General features: G+C 63.0%; 15 protein-coding genes and 1 pseudogene. 7 read left to right on the forward strand and 9 right to left on the reverse strand.

Annotated elements, in window-relative coordinates:
• Positions 1-4 precede the first annotated feature (4 nt).
• Positions 5-1,006: a Gfo/Idh/MocA family protein gene (locus FA04_RS17545; protein WP_034803044.1), complete on the reverse strand. Its 1,002-nt coding sequence runs from the start codon at positions 1,004-1,006 to the stop codon at positions 5-7.
• Positions 1,003-2,043, reverse strand: a complete 1,041-nt coding sequence (locus FA04_RS17550) for a LacI family DNA-binding transcriptional regulator (protein WP_034803047.1) — start codon at positions 2,041-2,043, stop codon at positions 1,003-1,005. Before FA04_RS17550 ends, FA04_RS17545 begins: the two co-directional genes overlap by 4 nt.
• Positions 2,044-2,340: 297 nt before the next feature.
• On the opposite strand from FA04_RS17550, the gene FA04_RS17555 reads away from it, so the two are divergent.
• Positions 2,341-3,513: a dihydrodipicolinate synthase family protein gene (locus tag FA04_RS17555; RefSeq protein ID WP_034803050.1), complete on the forward strand. Its 1,173-nt coding sequence runs from the start codon at positions 2,341-2,343 to the stop codon at positions 3,511-3,513.
• Between the two features lie 88 nt (positions 3,514-3,601).
• Here FA04_RS17555 and FA04_RS17560 read toward each other — a convergent pair.
• Positions 3,602-5,637: pseudogene (locus FA04_RS17560) on the reverse strand (TonB-dependent receptor domain-containing protein).
• 276 nt (positions 5,638-5,913) lie between these two features.
• On the opposite strand from FA04_RS17560, the gene FA04_RS17565 reads away from it, so the two are divergent.
• On the forward strand, positions 5,914-7,389 hold the full coding sequence (locus FA04_RS17565) for a glycosyl transferase family protein (RefSeq protein WP_082572986.1): 1,476 nt from the start codon (positions 5,914-5,916) through the stop codon (positions 7,387-7,389).
• 17 nt (positions 7,390-7,406) lie between these two features.
• Here the strand turns inward: FA04_RS17565 and FA04_RS17570 are convergent, their stop codons facing one another.
• From FA04_RS17570 to FA04_RS36400, 3 genes are all read right to left on the reverse strand, one after another.
• A complete protein-coding gene (locus tag FA04_RS17570) occupies positions 7,407-9,470 on the reverse strand; it encodes a M3 family metallopeptidase (RefSeq protein ID WP_034803053.1) in 2,064 nt (687 codons plus the stop codon).
• Positions 9,471-9,576: 106 nt separating this feature from the next.
• A complete protein-coding gene (locus FA04_RS17575) occupies positions 9,577-10,218 on the reverse strand; it encodes a LysE family translocator (RefSeq protein ID WP_034803056.1) in 642 nt (213 codons plus the stop codon).
• Between the two features lie 47 nt (positions 10,219-10,265).
• Positions 10,266-10,388 carry a hypothetical protein gene (locus FA04_RS36400; RefSeq protein ID WP_256385288.1) on the reverse strand — a complete coding sequence of 41 codons (123 nt, stop codon included), beginning with the start codon at positions 10,386-10,388 and terminating at the stop codon, positions 10,266-10,268.
• 197 nt (positions 10,389-10,585) lie between these two features.
• Between FA04_RS36400 and leuB the strand changes: the two genes are divergently transcribed.
• Positions 10,586-11,698, forward strand: a complete 1,113-nt coding sequence (gene leuB, locus FA04_RS17585; protein WP_064817011.1) for a 3-isopropylmalate dehydrogenase — start codon at positions 10,586-10,588, stop codon at positions 11,696-11,698.
• Between the two features lie 231 nt (positions 11,699-11,929).
• Positions 11,930-12,619 (forward strand): phosphatase PAP2 family protein, encoded by a 690-nt coding sequence (locus tag FA04_RS17590; protein ID WP_034800174.1) that lies wholly within the window; start codon positions 11,930-11,932, stop codon positions 12,617-12,619.
• 101 nt (positions 12,620-12,720) lie between these two features.
• Here the strand turns inward: FA04_RS17590 and FA04_RS17595 are convergent, their stop codons facing one another.
• Positions 12,721-14,610 carry an MFS transporter gene (locus FA04_RS17595; protein WP_034800173.1) on the reverse strand — a complete coding sequence of 630 codons (1,890 nt, stop codon included), beginning with the start codon at positions 14,608-14,610 and terminating at the stop codon, positions 12,721-12,723.
• A gap of 485 nt (positions 14,611-15,095) precedes the next feature.
• Between FA04_RS17595 and FA04_RS17605 the strand changes: the two genes are divergently transcribed.
• Entirely contained in the window at positions 15,096-16,130 is a 1,035-nt protein-coding gene (locus tag FA04_RS17605) for an aspartate-semialdehyde dehydrogenase (RefSeq protein ID WP_034800169.1), read from the forward strand.
• Positions 16,131-16,323: 193 nt separating this feature from the next.
• Entirely contained in the window at positions 16,324-17,145 is an 822-nt protein-coding gene (locus tag FA04_RS17610) for a lytic murein transglycosylase (RefSeq protein ID WP_034800180.1), read from the forward strand.
• Between the two features lie 79 nt (positions 17,146-17,224).
• Here the strand turns inward: FA04_RS17610 and FA04_RS17615 are convergent, their stop codons facing one another.
• The gene (locus FA04_RS17615) at positions 17,225-17,878 is read right to left on the reverse strand and encodes a carbonic anhydrase (protein WP_034800167.1); all 654 of its coding nucleotides are present in this window, start codon (positions 17,876-17,878) and stop codon (positions 17,225-17,227) included.
• A gap of 129 nt (positions 17,879-18,007) precedes the next feature.
• Positions 18,008-18,889, reverse strand: coding sequence for a pyridoxal kinase PdxY (pdxY, locus tag FA04_RS17620; RefSeq protein WP_034800179.1), 882 nt, complete (start codon positions 18,887-18,889; stop codon positions 18,008-18,010).
• A gap of 285 nt (positions 18,890-19,174) precedes the next feature.
• Between pdxY and FA04_RS17625 the strand changes: the two genes are divergently transcribed.
• Positions 19,175-23,968, forward strand: a complete 4,794-nt coding sequence (locus tag FA04_RS17625; protein WP_034800165.1) for an NAD-glutamate dehydrogenase — start codon at positions 19,175-19,177, stop codon at positions 23,966-23,968.
• Positions 23,969-23,987: the final 19 nt, after the last annotated feature.

The following is a 23,987-nucleotide window of genomic DNA, read 5'->3' on the forward strand; positions in this document are numbered from 1 at the left end:
GAGTTCAAAGTCCCGTTTCGATCGCCACGGCCTGGCCGGTGGCCGCCGCCTTGACGACGGCAAGGCCCGTTGCCAGCGACCAGACGCCATCCTCGCCCGTCGCAGATGGACGGCCGTTGCCCTGGGCAGCGGCATGGAAAGCGGAAAGCGCTGTTTCGTAGAGATTGCGGTGGTCGAGCGTCAGCTCGCTCTCGCCATCGGCGTTGCGCAGCGTCACCGTGCCTGTCGGCTTCTGCGTCATCACGTTGCGGCCGATCAGCGATCCTTCGGTGCCATGCACCTCAAGACCGGTCTCTGCGTATTTGGTGGTGAAGGCATCGTGGAACTGTGCGATGACGCCGGAGCGGAAGTGGATGACACCCATGACACCATCCTCCACGCCTTCCTTGCCCATGCCGGCACTGTGACTGATGGCAACGGCGTCGATCGGATCGTCGTTGAGGATGAAGCGCAGCGTATCGGCGTCATGCACGGTGATGTCGAGAATGACGCCGCCGCCGGCGTCCGGCCTCTCCAGTCGCCAGCCCTGGAGATGCGGCGGCAGATAGACGGCGTGGAAGACGCGGGCTGCAATCGGCCGGCCGATCCTGCCCTCGGCGATCGCATCGCGCATTGCGCGGTGGCTGGCGGCATTGCGCAGGTGGTGGTTGGTAGCAAGAACGACACCCGCCTCCTGCGCTGCGCTCACCATGTCACGCGCATCCTCCAGCGTCATCGCCAGCGGCTTCTCGCAGAGCACATGCTTGCCGGCAGCGATCGCCGCCAGCGTCTGCTCGCGATGCAGTTCATTGGTGGTGGAGACATAGACGGCGTCGACATCGGGATCGCCGACGAGTTCGGCAACAGTGGTCACCGACTTGGCGATGCCGTTCTCCTCGGCGTAAGCCGCGCCGCGCTCCGCGCTCGTGCTCATGACGGAGACGACCTCGCCTCCGGCGGCGCGGATTGCGCCGATCACCCATTCGCGCGCAATCGTGCTTGCGCCGATCAGACCCCACCGTGTCATGCCAGTGCCTCCCTTTTTCTCTCGACTGCTGCGCCGCAGCTCTGGCGAACGACGAGACGAACCGAACCGACGATCGCTTCCGGCTCCGCCTTACCGGCCTTGATCTGCTTCAACAGCAGCTCGGCCGCCCGTTGGCCCATGCCTTGTGGATCGACGGACACCGTCGTCAGCGCCGGAACTGCTGTCTTCGCCTCGATCACGTCGTCGAAACCGATAACGGCGAAATCGGCACCCGGCTCAAGCCGCCGGGCCCTCAGGCCATCGCAGACGCCGAAAGCGACCGCATCATTGAAGCAGAGTGCGGCCGTCGGCCGGTCGGCGAGCATCATCGCCTGCTCCACCGCCGTCACCCCGCCGGCACGCGACGGCGCCGAACCGATGATCAGCGATTCCGAAACCGGCATGCCGGCCTCGACGAGCGCATCGCGGTAGCCGCGCATGCGCGCCTCGAAGACGGCGGTGTCGGAAAAACCGCCGAGGAAGGCGATGCGCTGGTGACCACGTTCGATCAGATGACGCACCGCGGCCACGGCACCAGCGTGGTTGTCGGAGATCAGCGAAGAGACATTTGCCCCGGCAATGTCGCGGACGACGAGCACGACGGGAATGCCGCTCTCGACCAAAGGCGCAAGATCGGCCGCTTCGGTGCCACGCGCCGGCGAAATGATCAGGCCGGAAACGCCATGCTCGCGCATCGACGCGACCACTTCGCGCTGGCGCTCGATCTTTTCGCCGGTATTGGCAAGAAACTGCACGAAGCCTGCCGATTGCACGACCGCATCGACGCCGACGGCGAGTTCCGCAAAGAAGCTGTTGGTGAGATCGTTGACGACGATGCCGATGATCTTGGACTTCGATTGCCGAAGATTGGCAGCGCCGCGATTATAGACATAGCCGAGATCGCGGATGGCGGCATTCACCTTGGCGCGCGTCGCCTCATTGACGAGCGAGCTGCCCTGAAGAACGAGCGACACGGTCGACTTCGACACGCCGGCAGCGTGCGCAATATCGATGACCGTTACCCTCTCCTTGACCACAGCATCCTCCCGAATTCTTCTGCCTGCTTTCTTCTTTCATAATTGGAACGTTCCAATTTCGTCAAGAGTTGGCTGATCACTTTTTTCACGTCCGGCCGCGTTCGGTGCAGACAAAAGGCACCTCGAGAAGCGTAGCGACCTGCGGTTTGACGGATTATTTAATTGAATTTAAATGACATTATCGGAGATCCGCAATCGTCTGGAGGAGGATCGCCTCGCCTGAAAAACATTGCCGCTTGCCATTTGGAACGATCCAAAGTATTCCAAGGCAAACGTCCGCGGAGGAGACCAACCCCAATGACAAGCCTGACGCTGCCGCGCCAAGACGGCTCGCTTGAACAGTATCGCCTGACCGGAACGCCGATTGAACGGCCCAACACGCCGCCGACCTTCAACCGCATCGCCTATGCGGCCGCCCATGTGGTCTCGGATCCGCTCAAGGATCTCGATCCCTGGGGCAACCCGGCGATCGACTGGGATGCGACGATGGCGTTTCGCCATCACCTCTGGAGCCTGGGTTTCAAAATCGCCGAGGCGATGGACACCGCCCAACGCGGCATGGGCCTTGCCTGGCCGGGCGCGCAGGAGTTGATCCGCCGCTCGCTCAGCGATGCGCGGCAGGTAGCGGGCGCCGATCTTGCCTGTGGCGCCGGCACCGACCATCTTGCGCCCACCGATGCGCGCTCGCTTGACGATGTGATTGCCGCCTATGAGGAACAGGTCGGCTTCGTCGAAGGCGAGGGGGGCAGGGCGATCATGATGGCAAGCCGGGCGCTCGCCCGCGTAGCGCAATCGGCCGACGACTATCGCTTCGTCTATGGCCGCATCCTCGGCCAGACCAGGCACAAGGTGGTGTTGCATTGGCTCGGCGACATGTTCGATCCGCAACTTCGGGGCTATTGGGGTTCGGAGAATTTCGACCAGGCGCTCGATACGGTGCTCTCGATCATCGAAGCCAACCGCGACAAGGTCGAAGGCATCAAGATTTCGCTGCTCGAAAACGCCAAGGAAGTGGCACTGCGCAATCGCCTGCCCGAAGGCGTGCTCTGCTTTACCGGCGACGACTTCAACTATGCCGAACTGATCGAGGGCGACGGCACGAAGTACAGCCACGCGTTGCTCGGCATCTTCGATGCGGTGGCGCCCTCCGCCTCCAAGGCACTCGCGGCGCTGGCGAAGGACGATCTCGCCACCTTCCGCGGCGTGATCGAGCCGACCGTGCCCCTGTCCCGCAAGATCTTCGAGGCACCGACACAGTATTACAAGGCCGGCGTCGTTCTCCTCGCCTGGCTGAACGGCCACCAGCGCCACTTCACCATGCCCGCCGGCATGCAGTCCGCCCGCGGGGTGCTGCACTACGCCGATATCTTCCGCCTCGCCGACCGCGCCAATGTGCTCGACCGGCCGGAACTGGCGCTCCAGAGAATGAAAAGCCTGCTATCGACCCTCGGCGTGGACCAAAGCGCCTGAGAAAGAGCGGCGCTTGAGAAATGACAGACGGCGCCTTCCGGGCGCCGTCTGTTTTCGATCGGGAGCCGGGCAGGGACCGGCCGGACGATCAGAATGTTGCCGTTAGGCTCATCCAGAAGCGGCGGCCTTCCATAACCGTGTTGAAATCGGTCTGCTCGACTTCCTTGTCGAAGAGATTGTAGACCGCAGCGTTCAGCGTCAGGCCCTCGCCGACATCATATTTCGTGCCGATATCGACCGTCGTATAGGCGTCGTACTTGCGGCCTTGCTGGCCGTTGATCGTCACCGGCTTGCCGTTGGTGCCGATGCGCGGACCGGCGGCGATCTCTTCGCCGTGATAGTTGACGGAAGCCCAAGCTTCTAGCCCTTCGACCGGCGTGTACCAATCAGCCCTGAGATTGGCCATGTGTTCCGGCGTGCGCGCCAGCGGGAAGCCGGCAAAGGTACCGGTCTTCTGTTCGGACTGCGTGTAGGTGTAGCTCGCGCGAAGTGTCAGATCCGGCGTCGCATTCCAGGTCGCGGTCAGCTCGACGCCCTGAATGATCGCGTCGTCGATATTGTAGTTGTACCAGAGGCGGTAGTTCGGGTCCTCGCTCCAGCGCACCGGATTGCCGGCCGAATCCAGCACCATCGAGTTGGAGATCTTGTCCCGGAAATCCGTATAGAAATAGGTACCGCCGAGAATGACGTCGCCATTGTCCCAAACCGCGCCGATTTCATAGCTCGTGCTCGATTCGGCCTTCAGGTTCGGGTCGGCGATGATCACGCCGCAGGTGCCGGTCGGACCATAGGAGCAACCGCCACCGCCGGTCGTATAGGCATAACCCGGCGCGATGCTGCGGATATCGGGCGCACGGAAGCCGGTGGAAATGCCGCCCTTTACCGTCAGCATGTCGGTCGCGTTCCAGACGCCGTAGATGCGCGGGCTCAAGTGGTAGCCATATTCCTCATGATGATCGAGACGCAAGCCCGTAGTCAGCGCGAAGTCATCGACCATGCGCCATTCGTCTTCGGCAAACAGCGCCCATTGCGTCGCCGAGAAGGTCTCGTTCAAGCCCGTGCGTCGACCCGGGTTCTGTCGGAAAGCCGCGCCTCGAAATATTGCCCGCCAGTCACCAGCGTGTGGCTGCCGCCGAGATCGAAGGGAGTGGTGAACTTGCCGTCGATGACGGTGTTGCGCACCTCGGGCGCGCGCGGCTGCTTGACGAAGCGACCGTCTGCGTGGCTGTAGTTGTAGGTCCGGCGCTCCGCCCATTCCTGCAGGATGGAGAAGTCAGACGTCGTCGGTCCCCAGCGCCCCGTATGGGAGAACGACCAGTGATCGCGGTCGTTGTCGTTGTAGGTGCTGACCGCGCGCGGTCCAGGCTCGATCGTCTTGCCGACATTGGCATCGCGGCGAAGCCGTGCGGTCCCGCCTTCGAGGAAGAAGTCATGATCCTCGTTCGGCGTATAGGAAAGCCGCGCCGTCAGATCGTGTTCCTTCGAACCGGTGATGCCGGAAAGGAACCTGTCCTCACTGCGCTTCAGGCCGCGGCCCCAGATCTGTACGCCGAGCGTGTCTTTCAGGATCGGCCCGCTGGTATAGAACGACATTTGGCCCGAATTGCCGAACTGCTTGTGCTGCTGCATCGTGCCGTCGGTGGTAAACGAGCCGGTCCAGCTGTCGGCGACCTTGCGGGTGATGATGTTGATGACCCCACCCATGGCATCGGAACCGTAGAGCGACGACATCGGCCCACGGACGATCTCGATACGCTCGATGGCGGCGGCCGGCGGAATGAAGCTCTGCTCGAAACCGGAGTTGCCATTGGTGCGCGCGTCACGCGTGCTCTGGCGCTTTCCGTCGACAAGAATCAGCGTGTAGGAGCCGGGCAGGCCGCGGATGAAGATGTCGCGCTCGTTGGCGACACCGGTCACCGCAACCCCTTGCGCGTCGCGAAGCGCATCGGTGAGATCGCGGAACGACCGCTTTTGCAGGTCTTCGCCCGAGATCACCGTGATGCTCGCCGGCGCATCCTTGACGTTTTGCTCGAACCCGGTCGCCGTCACCACAATCTGCTCGAGTTCGGTCGCCTTCTCCTTTTCCTTGGCCTTCTGTGCCAAGGCTTCCGTCGGCACCGTCAGCGCCGTGCCGGCGAGGCAGGCGCAGACGAAACGATGTGACCATCCGGCCGAGCCGCACCGGTTCCAGCGGTCCCCTTGCCGCTGCTCCTCGGTTTCGGTCTCAGGCCCCATCCGCTTCATCATCTTCGCCCCGCATATATCTTGAGTAATGAACTCCACTTAGTTATTGGCGAGGGAGACGGTCAACGACGCTGTTTTGGAACCGTTCCAAATACGAAACGACGCAAAACAGCGCCCGCGAATATGCCGGATGAGACAGAAAGGCGGGACGGAACCATGGCGAAAGCAACGGCGAGCGTGACAGGAGGCGCGTCGGCCTCCAACGAACGTCAGACGGATCTGAGCAAGCTGCGCCTGCTCCTGGCGCTGGACGCACTGCTACGCGAAAACAGCGTCAGCCGTGCCGCTTCAAGCGTCGGTCTGCAGCCCTCGGCAATGAGCCGCTTGCTCGGTCAATTGCGTGAGGACTATGCCGATCCGCTGTTCCTGCGCACAGGTCATGGCCTGCGCCCGACCCCGCTTGCCGAGTCTCTGCGGCTACGCGTGCGCGCTCTTGCCGCAGAGACCGAAGCCCTGCTTGACGCACGCGCCGCTGGCTCCGCGTCCGCACCCACACAGACAGGTCACGCCGGCTGGGAAGGGCAGGCACTGACCGACGCACCACCGCTGGCGGTCCGGCCAAGCCGCCTGCTTGAGGGGGAGCCGGCACCGGAACAGTTCGCCGCAAAGCTGGCCGAAATCGGCGACGATGCCGCCCCTGAACGACGATTGGCTCGCTGCATCGCGACTGTCGGCACCGGCGCCGGCCGCAGCCGCCCCTTGAGCAAAGAGGAGGCCGAGGACGCGCTGGCGATCATCCTTGCCGGCGAAGCGGACCCGGTGCAGATCGGTGCGCTGATGACGGTGCTGCATTATCGCGGACCGACGGCGGTGGAGGTGGCCGGTTTCGTGCGCGCCATGCGCCGCCATATCGGCGCAATTGAACCGGGAAACGGCATCGCCGACCTCGATTGGCCCTGCTACCTCTCGCCCAAATTGAAGACTGCGCCCTGGTTCCTGCATGCGGCACGGCTTGTCGTCGATGCCGGGCATCGCGTCGTGCTGCATGGAAGCTACGGTGAAGAGGGTACGGATCGGCACAAGCTGGAGGTGGCCGCTTCCGCAGCCGGCATCCCGGTTTGCACGTCGATCACGGCCGCCAAGACAGCGCTTCGGTCGGCAGGCATCGCCTATCTGCCGCTCTCGGCCTTTGCGCCGCAGGTCTATCGCTTGCTGGGGCTCTATCGGCTGATGGAGATGCGCATGCCGCTAAACGCCGCCATACACCTCATCAATCCGATGGGCGGACGGACAAGCCTGCTCGGCGTCGCCAATCCCTCGAGCCGCACGCTCAGCCGCGACATCGCCATGCTGCTCGGCACGAGAGAGTTGACGATCCTCGGCAACACCCGCGACCACGCTGAGTTCACGCCCTACCGCCAGACGCCCCTTTTCCGCCTTGTCGGCGGCGAAGCCTCCGACGTCATCATTCCCGCGAAAATCGCGCCGCCGGCCGAACCGCGCACCGGCTTGAGCAGCCGCGAATACTGGCAGGCGGTTTGGACTGGTGCTGCCCGCGACGAGCGCGCGGAAACCACCATCATTACGACGGCGGCTGCCGCCCTTGTCAGTCTGCGCAATTACGACGACTTCGAGGCTGCTTGCGAGACAGTGCGGGGACTTTGGAACAACCGATCACGCCGGATGGCGTGATCGGAGTTCCGCGTGGCTCAGGCAGCCAGGCCCTTTTTCGCGAGCATCGCATCCGGGCTCGGCAGTTTGCCGCGAAAGGCCTTGTAGGCATCCTCCGGATCGATCGAGCCGCCGACCGAATAGATGTTGTCCTTGAGGCGGGCGGCCATGGCCGGATCGAAGGCGTTGCCGGTTTCCTCGAAGGCGGCGAAGGCATCGGCGTCGAGCACTTCCGACCACATGTAGGAATAGTAGCCGGCCGAGTAGCCGTCGCCCGAGAAGACGTGCAGGAAGTGCGGGCTGCGATGGCGCATGACGATGGATTTCGGCATGCCGATCTCATCGAGCTTCTTGGCTTCGAGCGCCATCGGTTCCGCCGTCACCGCGGCCGTATGATAGGCCATATCGACCAGTGCGGACGACGTGAACTCGACTGTTGCGAAGCCCGAGTTGAAGGTTCGCGCCGCCAGCACCTTGTCGAGCAGCGCCTGCGGCATCGGCTCGCCGGTCTGGTAGTGCACCGCATAACGCTTCAGGATCTCCGGCACCGTCAGCCAATGTTCGTAAAGCTGCGACGGCAGCTCGACGAAGTCACGCGACACACCCGTGCCGGACACCGAAGGGTAGGTGACGTTGGATAGCATGCCATGCAATGCGTGCCCGAACTCGTGGAAGAGCGTTCGGGCATCATCGAGCGACAGCAGCGCCGGCTTGCCCTCGGCGGGCTTGGCGAAATTGCAGACGTTGTAGATGATCGGCAGCTCGCCTTCGGCGCCATTCTTCAGCTTGAGCTTGTGCTGCGACTGGAACGAACTCATCCACGCACCGGAGCGCTTCGAAGACCGGGCGAAGTAGTCGCCAAGGAACAATGCCACCAGCTTGCCGGATGCATCCTTGACCTCGAAGACGCGCACGTCGGGATGGTAGGCGGCAATGCCCTTCTTCTCCGCCGCGGTAATGCCGAACAGACGCTTGGCGACATCGAAGCAGGCCTCGATGATCTTTTCGAGCTGCAGGTAAGGCTTGAGTTCGCCTTCGGAGAAATTGAACTTCTCGGCGCGGAGCTTCTCGGCGTAATGGCGCCAGTCCCAGGGCATGACGTCGTGATTGCGGCCCTCGTCGGCAACGAGCCGGGCAAGCTCGGCCTCTTCCTCGCGGGCGCGGGCAACCGCCTTTTCCCAGACTTGCATCAGCAGGCCGTTCACGGCAGTGGGCGTCTTCGCCATGGTATCGTCGAGCTTCAGCGACGCGAAGTTATCATAGCCGAGCAGCTTCGCCTTTTCGGCCCGCAGCGCCAGCATCTCGGCGATCAGCCCGCGATTGTCGGTGTCGCCGCCATTTTCACCGCGCGCGATCCAGGCGCGGAAGGCCTGCTCGCGAAGCTCGCGATTGTCGGAGAAGGTCAGGAACGGTTCGATGATCGAGCGCGACAGGGTGACGGCATACTTGCCCTTCTGGCCGCGGTCTTCGGCAACCGCCGCCATGGCGTCGCGCAGGAAGTCCGGCAGGCCGGCGAGCTGTTCCTCGCTCTCTAGGAACAGAACCCAGCTCTTCTCATCGGCGAGCACGTTCTGCCCGAACCTGGCGCCGAGACCGGCGAGTTTCTCGTTGATCGCTGCCAGCCGCTCCTGCTCCGGCTTTGCGAGCTTGGCGCCGGATTTGACGAAACCCTTCCAGTGGCGCTCGAGTACGCGCGTCGCTTCAAGATCGAGGCCAAGCCCTGCGCGCCCTTCCCACAGCGTGTCGATGCGCTTGAACAGCGCCGCATTCATGCCAATTTTCGAATAGTGCCGGGACATCTTCGGCGCGATATCGCGCTCCAGCGCCTGGATCGTCTCGTTGGTGTCGGCGCCGGCCTTGTTCCAGAAGATCGAGGATACGCGCGACAGTTCGTCACCGGCGATCTCCAGCGCAATGATCGTGTTTTCGAAGGTCGGCGCCGCCGGGTTTTCGGCAATCGCGTCGATCTCCGCCTCATGTTCCCTGAAAGCCGCGTCGAACGCCGGAGCAAAATCCTCGTCCTTCACCAGGTCGAAACGCGGCAGGCCTTCGTGGCCGGTCCATGCGGTGAGCGCGGGATTGAGCGGGGTGCTGGTGGTCATCAGAAATCCTTTCGCATGCGGTCCGACGCGGGGCCGGGGAGGGGCGTCGCTTATCTATGACATCAGGACGCGGAGGCAATGGAGGTGGTCGTGAGGGGGCTTGCCGTCAAGGCCTGCGCAAACCGAGAAGCCCGGGGGCAGCGTGCCAGACCGCCTGAACGGCAAAGCCGATGAACAGGAGACCGGAGAGCCGGACGATCGCGAGTTCGTGGCGTCGGTAGAAACGCCGCACGACGGAGGTGCCGATGATGACGATCAGGATCAGATCGGCCACGAGAAATCCGATCAGCGAGACGCCGAGCAGCGCCGGCAGCGCATCGAACTCGAGCGCGTTGGCCGAGCTGGCAAGCAGCGCCGTGAAGGTTGCGAGCGCTACCGGATAGCCCTTGGGATTGGTGAGTCCAAAAATCAGTCCGCGCCTCAAAGGACGCTCGACTGTCACGAGCGCGCGGTTCTCGCCGGCGGGGCGTGCGCGCAATGCCGTCCAGCCGATCCAGCCGAGATAGGCGCCGCAGAAGAGACCGAGGATATCGAAAATCGTCGTGCCGACGGAGCGCGCGCCGACGATTGCGACCAGCGCCAGGGTCGACCAGAGAACGTCACCGGCAAGGTGTCCGCCCATGAACAAGGCGCCTGCCTTGCGCCCCTGGCCGGCGCCGATGCCGAGCAGCGCCAGAAACGCCGGTCCGGGAATAAGGACGTAGGAGAGGGCGGCGAGAAAGGCTCCAATCAGCAGCGTCTCGGACATGGCGGGTTCCCAGTTGTGTTACCCGCATTCGATCCGGAGGCACCGTTTCAGTCAAGAGGAAAGCTAAGCCAACTATAGGAAGACGCGGCTGAGCGCTTGCCGGAAGTAAAGGTCAGGTTCTTGGTCGTGGCGCAGATATGGGCGGCGACGGCGTGAACAAAATTGCGCATGTTTTTCTCCTCGAGGGATCGACGGCCAGGCAGGTACGCGGCTTCTGGGCCATGATCGCAGTGCCTCGACCGATCAGCTGTTCCGTAGGGAACGTTCCGCTCGCGGGCGCGCACAAATCTTTCGTTTCACCGATTTCCCTCGATACGAAGTTGCGCTAGAACGCGGCCGAGTTTTCCCCCCGCGAGAAGGACTATCCATGACTGTGCGCAACCTCTTCCTTCTGCCCGGCGACGGCATCGGCCCGGAAGCCATGGCGGAAGTCCGCAAAATCATCGCCTACATGAATGCCGAGCTTGGTGCCGGCTTCGTGACGGACGAGGGCCTGGTTGGCGGTTCGGCCTATGACGCCCACGGTCAGGCGATCTCGGAAGAGGACATGGCAAAGGCGCTTGCCGCCGATGCGGTGCTGTTCGGCGCCGTCGGCGGTCCGAAGTGGGATGCGGTGCCCTACGAGGTTCGCCCGGAAGCCGGTCTGCTGCGCCTGCGCAAGGATCTCGAGCTCTTCGCCAACCTGCGCCCGGCGATCTGCTACCCGGCGCTTTCCGCCGCCTCGTCGCTCAAGCCGGAACTGGTCGAAGGCCTCGACATTCTGATCGTGCGCGAGCTGACCGGTGGCGTCTATTTCGGCGAACCGAAGGAGATCGTCGATCTCGGCAACGGCCAGAAGCGTGGCATCGACACCCAGGTCTATGACACCTACGAGATCGAGCGCATCGCCGGCGTCGCCTTCGAGCTGGCCCGCACCCGCAACAACCGCGTCTGCTCGATGGAAAAGCGCAACGTCATGAAGTCGGGCGTGTTGTGGAACCAGGTGGTGACCGAGACGCACAAGGCGAAGTACTCCGACGTCCAGCTCGAGCACATGCTGGCGGACGCCGGCGGCATGCAGCTGGTGCGCCAGCCCAAGCAGTTCGACGTCATCGTCACCGACAACCTGTTCGGCGACATGCTGTCGGACGTGGCGGCGATGCTCACCGGCTCGCTCGGCATGCTGCCCTCGGCCTCGCTCGGCGCACCGGATGGTGTCAGCGGCAAGCGCAAGGCGCTCTATGAGCCGGTGCATGGCTCGGCACCCGACATTGCCGGCCAGGGCATTGCCAACCCGATCGCGATGATCGCCTCCTTCGCCATGTGCCTGCGCTATTCCTTCAACCTGGTGACGGAAGCCGACAATCTGGAGAAGGCGATCGCCAACGTGCTCGACCAGGGCATCCGCACCGGCGACATCATGGCCGAAGGCGCACGGAAGGTCGGAACCGTCGAAATGGGCGAAGCCATCCTTGCCGAGTTCAAGGCGCTGTCGGCGTAAGCGACAACCGATCCCGGATCGGCGTCACGCCGACGCCAACAGGCCTACGAAAACCAACACCTCCGGAGCGCATCCGGAGGTGTTTTGCATTCCACGGCCTTGAATTTGCCAAAAGAACCGACACATCGGAAAAAGACGGACCGGGGCCGCCTGGCGCGGGAAGCGCCCTGCATCGTGCCCCGACAGGAACAGACAATTGCCGCGCGATCTGGGTGGCAGGATGGGAGAACCATGAACCGACCACTTGCGGCCACCGGATGGATCGTGCTGACAACAGCCATCCTCGTGTTCGCGCTCATCCCGCTCGATCCGTTCCTGTCACAGCGCGCGCAAGGCCTGCCGGACAACATCGTCACCTTCAATGAAAGGATCACCGATTTCGGTACCTTTGGCTGGATGATCTATCTTTCCGGTATCCTGCTTGCGGGGGCCTTCGTGCTGCGCCGGGCGGCAAGCCAGGGGCCGCTTCAAAACAAGGCGCGCACTGCCCGCGACCTCGCCGCCTATTTCCTTTTGACGATCGGCACCGCCAGCGCGTTGGTGCATACGCTGAAGCTCCTGATCGGCCGGGCACGACCGGAACTCTTTGCCGAGCTCGGCGCCTACAGCCTGACGCCGTTCGCCGCCAGTGATCTCTATGAGAGCTTTCCGTCCGGGCACTCGACTGCGGCCGGTGCGTTTTTCGGCGTCTTCGCCATGCTGCTGCCGAGACTGAGGCCACTCTTTCTGGTCCTGGCGCTGACGATCGGTGTTTCCCGCGTCATCGTTGGCGCACACTATCCGAGCGACGTCGCCGCCGGGCTGCTGCTCGGCCTTTGGACATCGGTGATGATGGCGTTTGTCTTTGCCAAATACGGTCGCCTGTTTCGCCTCGGCCCGGGCGGTTGGCCGCTTGCCGGACGCAGCGAGCCGACCCAATAAAAAAGCCGGCGCGGAAGACCGCGCCGGAGTCAGGAGAGCCATAATAGCTCGGGGAAGATTTGAGGTGCTCCCGGGATTTGTTCTCTCCGGGAGCGCCGGGCTTAATCCATCGCGTGGATGTCGCGATCCTTCGTTTCCGGCAGGAAGAGGAGGCCGATGACCAGCGTGATCCCTGCAAAGACGATCGGGTACCAGAGGCCGTAGTAGATATCGCCCTGGGCAGCACTCATCGCGAAGGCCGTTGCCGGAAGCAGACCGCCGAACCAGCCGTTGCCGATGTGGTAGGGCAGCGACATGCCGGTGTAGCGGATGCGGGTCGGGAAGAGTTCGACCAGCAGGGCTGCGATCGGGCCGTAGACCATCGTCACGTAGATGACGAGCACGGTGAGCACCGCGATGATCGTCGTCCAGTTGACGTTGGCAGGATCCGCGACCATCGCGTAGGTGCCGCCGCCGGCGATCGTGTAGACGGCCATTTCGGTGGCAGCGCCCACTTCATCCTTGGTCAGCAGCTTGTCGGCGATGAGCTTTTCGGCCGGAACCATGGTCTTTTCGCCGCCGCGGACAGCGGCTGCGTCAAGCGACAGTTCCGGGTTGGCGGTGACAAAACCGTCAAGCTTGGCGTCCGGAACCTTTGCCGCGCCACGAACCAGCGGGTAGCCGGCATTGTGGAGCGCCATGTTGGTCTGCTTTTCGAAGGCGGCGTTGGCGGCCTTGGCACCATCGCCAGCAGCGACTGCGTCGTAGCTGTTGATCGTGGTGTCGCCGACCTTGACCGTCGCCGCCGTGCCCGCTGCTGCCGTCGTGACGACGTCGTAGGGAACGGAGTTCTTGGTGAGGAACGCGGTTGCGATGTCGCACGAGGTGGTGAACTTCGCCGTGCCCGTCGGGTTGAACTGGAATTTGCAGTCGCCGGGAGCCGCGGTCACCGTTGCGCGAACGGTTGCCTGGGCTTCAGCGAGTGCAGGGTTACCGGCCCAGGTCAGCGCCTTGAACAGCGGGAAGTAGGTGAGCATCGCAAGCAGCAGACCGGCCATGATGATCGGCTTGCGGCCGATCTTGTCGGAGAGCCAGCCGAAGAGCACGAAGAAGCCGGTGCCAATCAAAAGCGAGGCGGCGACCATGATGTTGGCCGACTGACCGTCTACTTTCAGGACACCGGTCAGGAAGAACAGCGCGTAGAACTGACCGGAGTACCAGACCACGGCTTGTCCGACGACGGCACCGAACAGCGCCAGAAGCGCGATCTTGGCGTTCTTCCACTGGCCGAAGGCTTCCCGAAGCGGCGCCTTGGAGCCCTTGCCCTCTTCCTTCATCTTCTTGAAGGCCGGGGATTCGTTCATCTTCAGACGGATCCAGACGGAAATGCCGAGAAGCACGCAGGACAGCAGGAACGGAATGCGCCAGCCCCAGGCGGCGAAGGCTTCCTTGCCGAGCGCGAACTGCACGAGCAGGATCACCACCAGCGACAGGAACAGACCGAGCGTCGCCGTGGTCTGGATCCAGGACGTGAAGTAGCCGCGACGCCCATGCGGCGCGTGTTCGGCCACGTAGGTTGCCGCACCGCCATATTCGCCGCCGAGCGCCAGGCCCTGCAGCATGCGCAGCACGATGAGCAGGATCGGCGCGGCAATGCCGATCGAGGCAGCGCCGGGCAGGATGCCGACCAGGAAGGTCGACAGACCCATGATCAGGATCGTCACGAGGAAGGTGTATTTGCGGCCGACGAGGTCACCCAGGCGACCGAAGACGAGCGCGCCGAACGGGCGAACCAGGAAGCCCGCGGCAAAGGCCAGAAGCGCGAAGATGTTACGCGTCGTTTCCGGGTAGGAACTGAAGAAGGTCGCGCCGATGTAGACGGCGAGCGAACCGTAGAGATAGAAATCGTACCATTCGAAGACGGTACCGAGCGACGAGGCGAAGATGACCTTCTTCTCCTCGCCGGTCATCGGACGCGTTTTTGCGTCGTCCGCTGTCGCGACATTTGCCATTTTGATAATCCTCCACTCCAAAGGAGCGCCCATTGGCTGGTCCAGCATTCCTCCCTCGAACGTCCGGACGTGGTGCGCCTGAAATGAGGATGTCAGAAAAGTGTCATCACAGGCAGAGATGCTTTCGGCTTATGACTTTCGTCTAATGCGGCGATCGATCGCGGGCAGGGCGGGGGCGTGCCGGCGCGCGGCAATGTCTTGACTCTTCCCCAAAACCGCGTAAGAGCAGCGACGAACGAGGAAATCACCACCATGCGACCGATCGGTCCAGCCATCGCTGCTTTGATCCTGCCGGCTCTTGCCGCGGGGCAGGATGTCGATTTTTCGTTCGCTTGCAAAACAACGGCCAAAACGACGACGAAAACCGTCTGACGTCTCTGGCCCTCCGCTCTCTCCCCGGTTTGGCCGGGGACAGGAACCCTCGCGGCAGGTCGCGCGGTTTCCCCCTCACCCGACGAGGAGAGACAGAAAAGAGAGCTTAGATCATGGGTTTCAAGATTGCAGTCGCAGGCGCCACCGGCAATGTCGGCCGGGAGATGCTGAACATCCTTTCCGAACGCGGCTTTCCCGCGGATGAAGTGGTCGCCCTCGCTTCCGCCCGCTCCCAGGGCACCGAAGTTTCCTTCGGCGACAAGACCCTCAAGGTCAAGAACCTCGAAAACTACGACTTCTCCGACACCGATATCTGCCTGATGTCGGCTGGCGGCGCCGTATCGCTGAAGTATTCGCCGAAGATCGGCCAGCAGGGCTGCGTCGTCATCGACAACTCCTCGGCCTGGCGCTACGACGCCGAAGTGCCGCTGATCGTTCCGGAAGTGAACCCGGACGCGATCGCGCAGTTCACCAAGAAGAACATCATCGCCAATCCGAATTGCTCGACCGCCCAGCTCGTCGTCGCGCTGAAGCCGCTGCACGACCACGCCAAGATCAAGCGCGTCGTCGTCTCGACCTACCAGTCGGTTTCCGGCGCCGGCAAGGACGGCATGGACGAACTCTTCAACCAGACCCGCGCCGTCTTCGTTGCCGATCCGATCGAATCGAAGAAGTTCACCAAGCGCATCGCCTTCAACGTCATTCCGCACATCGACGTGTTCATGGAAGACGGCTACACGAAGGAAGAGTGGAAGGTTCTCGCCGAGACCAAGAAGATGCTCGACCCGAAGATCAAGGTGACCTGCACTGCCGTGCGCGTTCCCGTCTTCATCGGCCATTCGGAATCGGTGAACATCGAGTTCGAAAACGAGATCACCGCTGACGAAGCGCGCGACATCCTGCGCGAAGCGCCGGGTTGCCTCGTCGTCGACAAGCACGAGAACGGCGGCTACGTCACGCCTTATGAGTGCGCCGGCGAAGATGCGACCTACATCTCGCGCATCCGCGAAGACGCAACCGTCGAGAACGGCCTCAACCTGTGGGTCGTTTCCGACAACCTGCGCAAGGGTGCCGCTCTGAACGCGATCCAGATTGCCGAGCTGCTGGTCAATCGTGGCCTCATCAAGCCGCGCAAGCAGGCTGCCTGAAAACGGCATTAGAACCATTCACTCCCGCCAGGCTCTTTCGAGCCTGGCGGGTTTCCTGTTTCACGAGGGGCCGATCCTTCCCGGATTCACGTGAAACCACGATAAAGTTACCTGCCGCTTGCGGTAGGTGACACGGCCGGCGAAGGCTGGCATTTTTAAGAGCAACGAGATTCGGGCTATGACGGGGTATTTCATGCACAGGGCGAAGTGCGCAGCAGTGGGGCTTGCCGCCCTGATTTCGACTGCAGTTTTTCCGGCGGTGGCATCTGCCGCCCAATGCGGCAATGACGGAAGCGGCTTTGAAGCCTGGGTGCAGAACTTCAAGCAGCAGGCCTCCGGCAACGGCATCAGCCCGCAGGTGCTCGACCGTGCACTCTCCGGCGTCTCCTACAACAAGGCGACGATCCGCGCCGACCGCGGCCAGAAGAGCTTCAAGCTGTCGCTCGAGCAGTTCATGCAGAAGCGCGGCGGCCAGGTGATCATTTCCCGCGGCAAGAAGATGAAGCAGCAGAACGCCGCACTCTTTACCAGCATCGAGCGGCGCTACGGCGTGCCGGCTGGCCCGCTGATTGCCATCTGGGGCATGGAAACCGGCTTCGGCGGTTTCATGGGCAAGGAGCACACGCTCTCGGCCGTTTCGACGCTGGCCTATGACTGCCGTCGCTCGGACTACTTCACCAACCAGCTCTATGCGGCCCTGCAGCTCGTGCAGCGCGGCGATCTGAGCCCGGATGCGCGTGGCGCCGCCCACGGCGAGATCGGCCAGACCCAGTTCCTGCCCGCCAACGTCCTGAAATACGGCGTCGATGGCGATGGCAACGGCCATGTCGACATGGTTCGCTCCAAGGCCGACGCGCTGGCATCCACCGCCAATTTCCTGCGCGGCCATGGCTGGCAGCCGGGCGCCGGCTATCAGCAGGGTCAGGCGAACTTCGCTGCGATCCAGGGCTGGAACGCCGCAAGCGTCTACCAGCAGGCGATCGCCATCATCGGCGCCGAGATCGACGGTCTCTAGGATTTTCGTCCTTCGGAACGCATAACCAACCAGACAAAGGGCCCGGTTCGAAAGAGCCGGGCCTTTTTTTGCTGACCGATTACATTCCCGGGCGGGAGAAGTCGCCCGTCACCGGGTCCATCACCCAGAGTTCGCCGGTCGAGATGTCGAACCAGGCGCCGTGCAGGTGGAGCTTGCCCTTGGCCTCGAGGATCTGGACGCACGGGAAAGTGCGCAGATTGGCAAGCGAGTTGCGGATCGAAACCCGCTCGAGCGCACGCTGGCGCTCCGCCTGCGTCATCACGTCGTTGCTCTGGATCTGCTCAGCCGCGGGCCTCAGCAGATGCATCCAGCGACCGATGAAATCGCCCGGTGACAGAGGCTCCGCATCGGGATCGAGTGCCGCTTTGATACCACCGCAGCGGCCATGGCCCATGACGACGATGTCGCTGACGCGCAGTGACTGCACGGCGAACTCGAGGGCTGCCGAAGTGGAGTGGTAGTGACCATCCGGCTCGTAGGGCGGCATGAGATTGGCGACGTTGCGCACGACGAAGAGTTCGCCCGGGCCGCTGTCGAAGATCGTTTCCGGCGCAGCGCGCGAGTCGCAACAGGCAATCACCATCGTCTTCGGCTTTTGACCGGTTTCCGCCAGCGCCTTGTAGCGTTTCTGCTGCTCGCTGAAGCGACCGTTCATGAAGTTGTGGTAGCCGTTCAGAAGATAGTCCGGAAAACGCTGCTGCTGCTTGTCCATCGATTGCTCCGCTCGTGCTTCAAGGCGGCATGGCCGGCTTTCGCCCACCTGCGCCTCCGTCATGAAAATGATCGCGATCTAAAATTCAATCCACGATGCCATAGGGGTGGCGGTCCGTGAACAGCTTCTTCACTTGCGCCGCATCTGATTCGGATGAACCAGTCGGCGCATCTGCACCATCGCCATTGGCGTCGATAGGCTCGACGCGTCCTGCTCGATGGTCAGTTCATCCGCGCCGCGCTTGACGCTCCGCGCGATGATCTCAAATACGCTCGCAGTCGCCATCTGCAAGGCACGTTCCTCTGAAAGTCCTTCAAGGATCCGGGCGAGAAACACCGCCGCCAACAGGTCGCCCGTACCATTCGGCGGGTTTTCGACCAAACGATGTTCGGCAAGCAGGGCGTGGTTGCCCGAGAGAAAGAGATTACCGGTCCCGCCGCTCATCATCGGCACGGCAGACGTCACCAAGACGCGGGCCGGACCGAGGCCGAGCGCTGCGTCAAGGATCGCCGTGTTCGTCTCCAACGTCGCCCCGGCAAGCCAGGCAAGCTCGTAACGGTTCGGGGTCGCGAGATTTGCAAGCGGCAGCAACCGGTCGCGAATGGCAACCGCCGTGACTTCCGGCACATAGAGACCGCCAGCATCGCCGATCACGGGGTCGCAGGCGTAGATCAGTTTGGGATTGCGCTCCTTCAGCGCCGTCACCAGCCGGGCCACGCTTTCGGCCTGTCCGGCCGAGCCGAGGTAGCCCGAAAGCACGGCACGCACCTCTCCGGCCCAGGGTGCTGCCATGAGGTCATCGATCACCGACCCGAAATCCTGATCGGAAATGGTGACCCGCGTCGAGCGGCCGTGGCCCGGATGCCAGGGGAGGATGACGGTCGGGAGGGCCCAGACTGGATGCCCCAGAGTTTCAAGCGCGAAGACCACGGCCCTGTTGCCCACCTTGCCGCGCACGACATGGCTAGAGATGACGATGACGGCGCCGGGCAGGGAAGGCATTTCGGGCATCGACCAGTCCAATCCTACGATCTCGAAACTCTGTTCACCCGACTGTCACCCCCCTGTCAACAGCCGATGGCAGATAGGCTCCGGAGAAGCCTCTGGCGTTTTCGTGCTTTTTCTTCGATTTTCGAGCAATTTTCGCGAAATTACCTTCGATTTAAATGGATTTAAGCTGTTTTCACGTGAAATTCTCCGATTTTGGGCTCGATTTTGCCGAAATCAGCGTAAAAAGCGGTCGCCATTAGCCATGGTTCTGATAGGGTTTGGCCTATCATGAATGGGAGAGACTTCATGGGCGTGAAATACAATCCGAAGCGGGACAGACACATCGACGCAGCGAAGGCGGCCGCCATCAAACTGGGCGTCGAGGCGCTGGCGCCGGAGATCCTCTTCGGTGGGGCCAGCAACGATGACCTCGATCTCTATTCGGCGGACATGCTGGCGCTGACGGCCGCCCATGCCTATCAGGAACTCGCCCGCTGGGATGGCGGCAAGCCGCAGGTTTCCGTCGAATCCGTCGCCGGTGTAGCACCTGGCGGCACCGAGGTGTCGATCATCGCGGTCACCGAACGCAACATGCCGTTCCTCTATGATTCGGTCATGGGGGAAATCACCAGCACGCACCGTGACATTCACCTCGCGATCCACCCCATCCTGGTCAAGGAACCGGGCAAGCCGGCAAAGCTCTTCGATCCCGAAGAGGAAAGCGATCCGTCGCACCGCGTCAGCCATATCCAGATCCATCTGACGAAGCTCGCGCCGGTCGAGGCCGAACAGCTCAGCAACCGCATTCGCGACGTGCTGGAGCAGGTGCACCAGGCTGTGCACGACTGGCCAGCGATGACCGCGCTGCTCGATCATGCGATGCAGGAGCTGGAGGCCTATAACGCCTCGCGCAAGAAGAGCGACCGCGACGAGGCGCTCGCCTTCCTCCGCTGGCTGCGTGACAACAACTTCACCTTCCTCGGCATGCGCGAATACACCTATTCCGGCAAGGGCGGAAAGGCGATGGTCGAGCGCGGCAAGGGCAGGGGCCTCGGCATGCTCTCCAATCCCGATGTGCGCGTGCTGCGCCAGGGCAAGGACGCGGTGCTGACTACGCCTGAAATTCTCGCCTTCCTCGAAAGCCCGGATTTCCTGATCGTCACCAAGGCCAACGTCAAATCGGTCGTCCATCGCCGCGCCTATATGGATTATATCGGTGTCAAGCGCTTCGACGCCGACGGCAATGTCGCCGGAGAACTGCGCATCGTCGGCCTCTTCACCTCCTCGGCCTATACCCGCCAGGCGGCCGAGATCCCGCTGCTGCGCCACAAGATCGAAAAGATCGTCGATCACTTCGGCTACGATCCGCAGAGCCATTCCGGCAAGATGCTCGACAACACGCTCGAATCCTATCCGCGCGACGATCTCTTCCAGATCGATGTCGGCCTGCTCGCCGCTTTCTGCGAACAGATCAACGAACTCGGCGACCGGCCGCGCATCCGCGTGCTGCCACGCATCGACCATTTCGACCGCTTCGTCTCGGTGATCGTCTTCGTGCCGCGCGAACAGTACGATTCGGATGTGCGCGAAAAGATCGGCGACTACCTGAAGACGGTCTATGACGGTCGCGTCTCCGCCTACTACCCGGCCTTCCCGGAAGGGGGCCTTGCCCGCGTCCACTTCATCATCGGCCGCTCCGCCGGCAAGACGCCGCGCATTCCGCAGGCCAAGCTCGAAGAAGCCGTTCGCGGCATCGTCACCCGCTGGATCGACCGGTTCGACCTGCTTGCCCGCAAGGACGGCATCGAGCTCGATGTCGACAATGCCTACCAGTCGTTCTTCACGCCGGCTGAAGCCTATGCCGATCTGGCCGACATCGCCGCCTGCAAGGGCCCGGATCCGATCCGCATCGAGTTCTACCACTATCCCCGCGCCGTCTCGCGGCCGGACACGGCCGAGCTCAAGATCTTCCACGCCAGCGAACCAGTGTCGCTTTCGCGCCGCGTACCTTTGCTTGAAAACCTGGGCTTCCGGGTCATCAGCGAACAGACCTACGACATCGGCGTCAATGCCCATGGCGAAGAGAAGCGCAAGGTCGTGCTGCACGACATGGAGCTGATCCATCGCGATGGCCTTGCGCTGAATCTCGAAAAATCCGGCCCGGCGCTGGAAGAGGCGTTCCTGGCCGCCTGGAACGGCGCGATCGAGGACGACAACTTCAACCGGCTGATCCTGCTTGCGGGCCTCAACGCCCGCGAAGTGACGGTGCTGCGCGCCTATGCCCGCTATCTGCGACAGGCCGGCATCACCTACTCTCAGGGCTATATCGCCGACACGCTGAACAAGTATCCGGCGATTGCCGCCGATATCTTCAAGCTGTTCGTGACCCGCATGGATCCGAAGCTCGAGGAAAAGCCGCGCGCCAAGAAGTGCAACGCGCTGCTGTCGGCGATCGAGGACGCGCTCTCGGCCGTTCCGAGCCTCGACGAGGACCGGATTCTGCGACGCTACGTCAACGCGATCGAAGCGACGCTCCGGACCAACTACTTCCAGCATGACGCCGACGGAAAACCGCGCGCAGTCCTCGCCTTCAAGCTGGACCCGAAGCAGCTCGACGGTCTGCCGGAACCGCATCCGTTCCGCGAAATCTTCGTCTACGGCACCGAGGTCGAAGGCGTGCACCTGCGCTTCGGCAAGGTCGCCCGCGGCGGCCTTCGCTGGTCGGACCGCGCCCAGGACTACCGCACGGAAGTGCTCGGTCTGGTGAAGGCGCAGCAGGTCAAGAACGCCGTTATCGTGCCCGTCGGCGCCAAGGGCGGCTTCTATCCGAAGCTGCTTCCGGTGGGCGGCACCCGCGACGAAATCTTCAAGGCCGGCACCGAAGCTTACAAGACCTTCATCCGCACGCTGCTGTCGGTCACCGACAACATCGTCGGCCAGGATGTCGTACCGCCGGCCGACACGCAGCGCCATGACGGCGACGACCCTTACTTCGTCGTTGCTGCCGACAAGGGCACCGCGACCTTCTCCGACACGGCCAACGGCCTTGCACAGGAAGCGGGCTTCTGGCTCGACGACGCCTTCGCATCGGGCGGTTCCGCCGGCTACGACCACAAGAAGATGGGCATCACCGCCCGCGGCGCCTGGGAGACCGTCAAGCGGCACTTCCGTGAGATGGACACCGACATCCAGACGACGCCCTTCACCGTTGCTGGCGTTGGCGACATGTCGGGCGACGTCTTCGGCAACGGCATGCTTCTGTCCGAGAAGATCCGCCTCATCGCAGCCTTCGATCATCGCGATATCTTCATCGATCCGAATCCGGATATCGATGGGTCCTTTGCCGAGCGCAAGCGCATGTTCGACCTGCCGCGTTCGAGCTGGCAGGACTATGACCGCAAGACGCTTTCGAACGGCGCGATGATCATCTCGCGTGCCGAGAAGTCGGTGACGTTGACGCCTGAGGCGATGGCCGCCATCGGCCTCGACAAGCAGAAGGCAACGCCCTTCGAGATCATGAACGCGATCCTGAAGAGCCAGGTCGACCTGCTCTGGTTCGGCGGTATCGGCACCTATGTGCGCGGCAGCAACGAAACGGACGCCGAAGTTGGCGATCGCGCCAACGACGCCATTCGCGTGGCAGCCGAAGAGGTCCGCGCCCGCGTCATCGGCGAGGGCGCCAACCTCGGCGTCACCCAGAAGGGCCGCATCGGCTTCGGCCTCAATGGCGGCCGCTGCAACTCGGATGCCATCGACAATTCGGCGGGCGTCAACTCCTCCGACGTCGAGGTCAACATCAAGATCGCGCTGGCTTCCGCCATGCGCGATGGTCGCCTGACCCGTCCGAAGCGCAACACGCTGCTCGCCTCGATGACCGAGGAAGTGGGCCACCTAGTGCTGCGCAACAACTACGAGCAGTCGCTGGCGATCTCTCTGACCGCCATGCAAGGGCTCGGCAACCGCACGACGCTCGGCCGGCTCATGACCCGGCTGGAGGCCGACGGCCATCTCAACCGCAAGGTCGAGACGCTGCCGACCGACCAGGCCATGACCGAGCGTTACCAGGCGGGCAAGCCATTGACCCGCCCGGAGATCGGCGTGCTGCTCTCCTACTCCAAGCTCGTTCTCTTCGATGAGCTGATTGCGAGCGAGCTGCCCGACGATCCGTACTTCACGGCGACGCTCGAGCGTTACTTCCCGGGCAAGATGCGCAAGGCCTATGCCGGCGATATCCACGGTCACCGCCTGCGCCGCGAAATCATCGCGACGATCCTCGCCAACGAGGTCATCAACCGCGGTGGTCCGGCCTTTGTCTCGACCCTGACGGACGCCACCGGCTTCCTCTCGGCCGACGTCGTCAAGGCGGCGGTGCTGGCGCTCGACGGCTTCGACCTGCCGCGGATCTATGACGAGATCGACGCGCTCGACAACAAGATCAGCGGCGGCCTGCAGAACATCCTCTACCAGGAAGTCGGCCGCATCTTCACGCTCGTCACCGAGCGGGCGCTGCGCACCCATGCGGCGACCGGCTCGGTCTCCGAGGCCGTATCGCGCCTCGGCGACGGCCTGCAGAAGCTGCGTGCGACCATGCGCACTGCAGTGTCCGGCGAGAGCGCCGAAGAAGCCCGGTTGAAGACGGCAGCCTTCGTCGAGGGTGGCGTTCCCGCCAAGCTCGCCGAGGAAATCTCGGAACTGGCGCTGATGACGCTGGTGCCCGAGATCATGCAGATTGCCGCAGAAACCGGCGAGACGCTGAGCCGCACGGCGCAAGGTTATTTCGCCGTCACCGACACGCTTCGCATCAACCGTCTGCTGGCGGCATCCGATCGCGTTCCGGCAACCGAGCAGTTCGAGGCCATGGCTCTGTCACGCGCCGTATCCGATATCGCGGCGGCACGCCGGGATATCACCGCGGCAGCCCTGCGCGAGCAGAAGAAGGAGCGCAACCCGGTTGCGGCCTGGGAAGAAAGCGAGCGCGTCCGTGTCGCCCAGGCGACTGGCCAGCTGCGCCTTCTGACCGAGAAGGGTGAAACGACGCTTGCCAAGATCACCGTCGCTGCAGGTCTCCTCAACGACCTGGCACGCGGAAGGGCCAAGTAACGGTACCAAAGAGGATGCG

The organism is Ensifer adhaerens, assembly GCF_000697965.2.
Taxonomy (GTDB): domain Bacteria; phylum Pseudomonadota; class Alphaproteobacteria; order Rhizobiales; family Rhizobiaceae; genus Ensifer; species Ensifer adhaerens.

Bases quoted from the DNA above. Each gene is read 5' to 3' on its own strand.
- FA04_RS17595 (WP_034800173.1), bottom strand. From the start codon at position 14,610: ATGGCAAATGTCGCGACAGCGGACGACGCAAAAACGCGTCCGATGACC.
- FA04_RS17615 (WP_034800167.1), bottom strand. From the start codon at position 17,878: ATGGACAAGCAGCAGCAGCGTTTTCCGGACTATCTTCTGAACGGCTAC.
- FA04_RS17570 (WP_034803053.1), bottom strand. From the start codon at position 9,470: ATGACCACCAGCACCCCGCTCAATCCCGCGCTCACCGCATGGACCGGC.
- FA04_RS17610 (WP_034800180.1), top strand. From the start codon at position 16,324: ATGCACAGGGCGAAGTGCGCAGCAGTGGGGCTTGCCGCCCTGATTTCG.
- FA04_RS17555 (WP_034803050.1), top strand. From the start codon at position 2,341: ATGACAAGCCTGACGCTGCCGCGCCAAGACGGCTCGCTTGAACAGTAT.
- pdxY (WP_034800179.1), bottom strand. From the start codon at position 18,889: ATGCCCGAAATGCCTTCCCTGCCCGGCGCCGTCATCGTCATCTCTAGC.
- FA04_RS17590 (WP_034800174.1), top strand. From the start codon at position 11,930: ATGAACCGACCACTTGCGGCCACCGGATGGATCGTGCTGACAACAGCC.
- FA04_RS17545 (WP_034803044.1), bottom strand. From the start codon at position 1,006: ATGACACGGTGGGGTCTGATCGGCGCAAGCACGATTGCGCGCGAATGG.
- FA04_RS17565 (WP_082572986.1), top strand. From the start codon at position 5,914: ATGGCGAAAGCAACGGCGAGCGTGACAGGAGGCGCGTCGGCCTCCAAC.
- FA04_RS17575 (WP_034803056.1), bottom strand. From the start codon at position 10,218: ATGTCCGAGACGCTGCTGATTGGAGCCTTTCTCGCCGCCCTCTCCTAC.
- leuB (WP_064817011.1), top strand. From the start codon at position 10,586: ATGACTGTGCGCAACCTCTTCCTTCTGCCCGGCGACGGCATCGGCCCG.
- FA04_RS36400 (WP_256385288.1), bottom strand. From the start codon at position 10,388: ATGCGCAATTTTGTTCACGCCGTCGCCGCCCATATCTGCGCCACGACC.
- FA04_RS17605 (WP_034800169.1), top strand. From the start codon at position 15,096: ATGGGTTTCAAGATTGCAGTCGCAGGCGCCACCGGCAATGTCGGCCGG.
- FA04_RS17625 (WP_034800165.1), top strand. From the start codon at position 19,175: ATGGGCGTGAAATACAATCCGAAGCGGGACAGACACATCGACGCAGCG.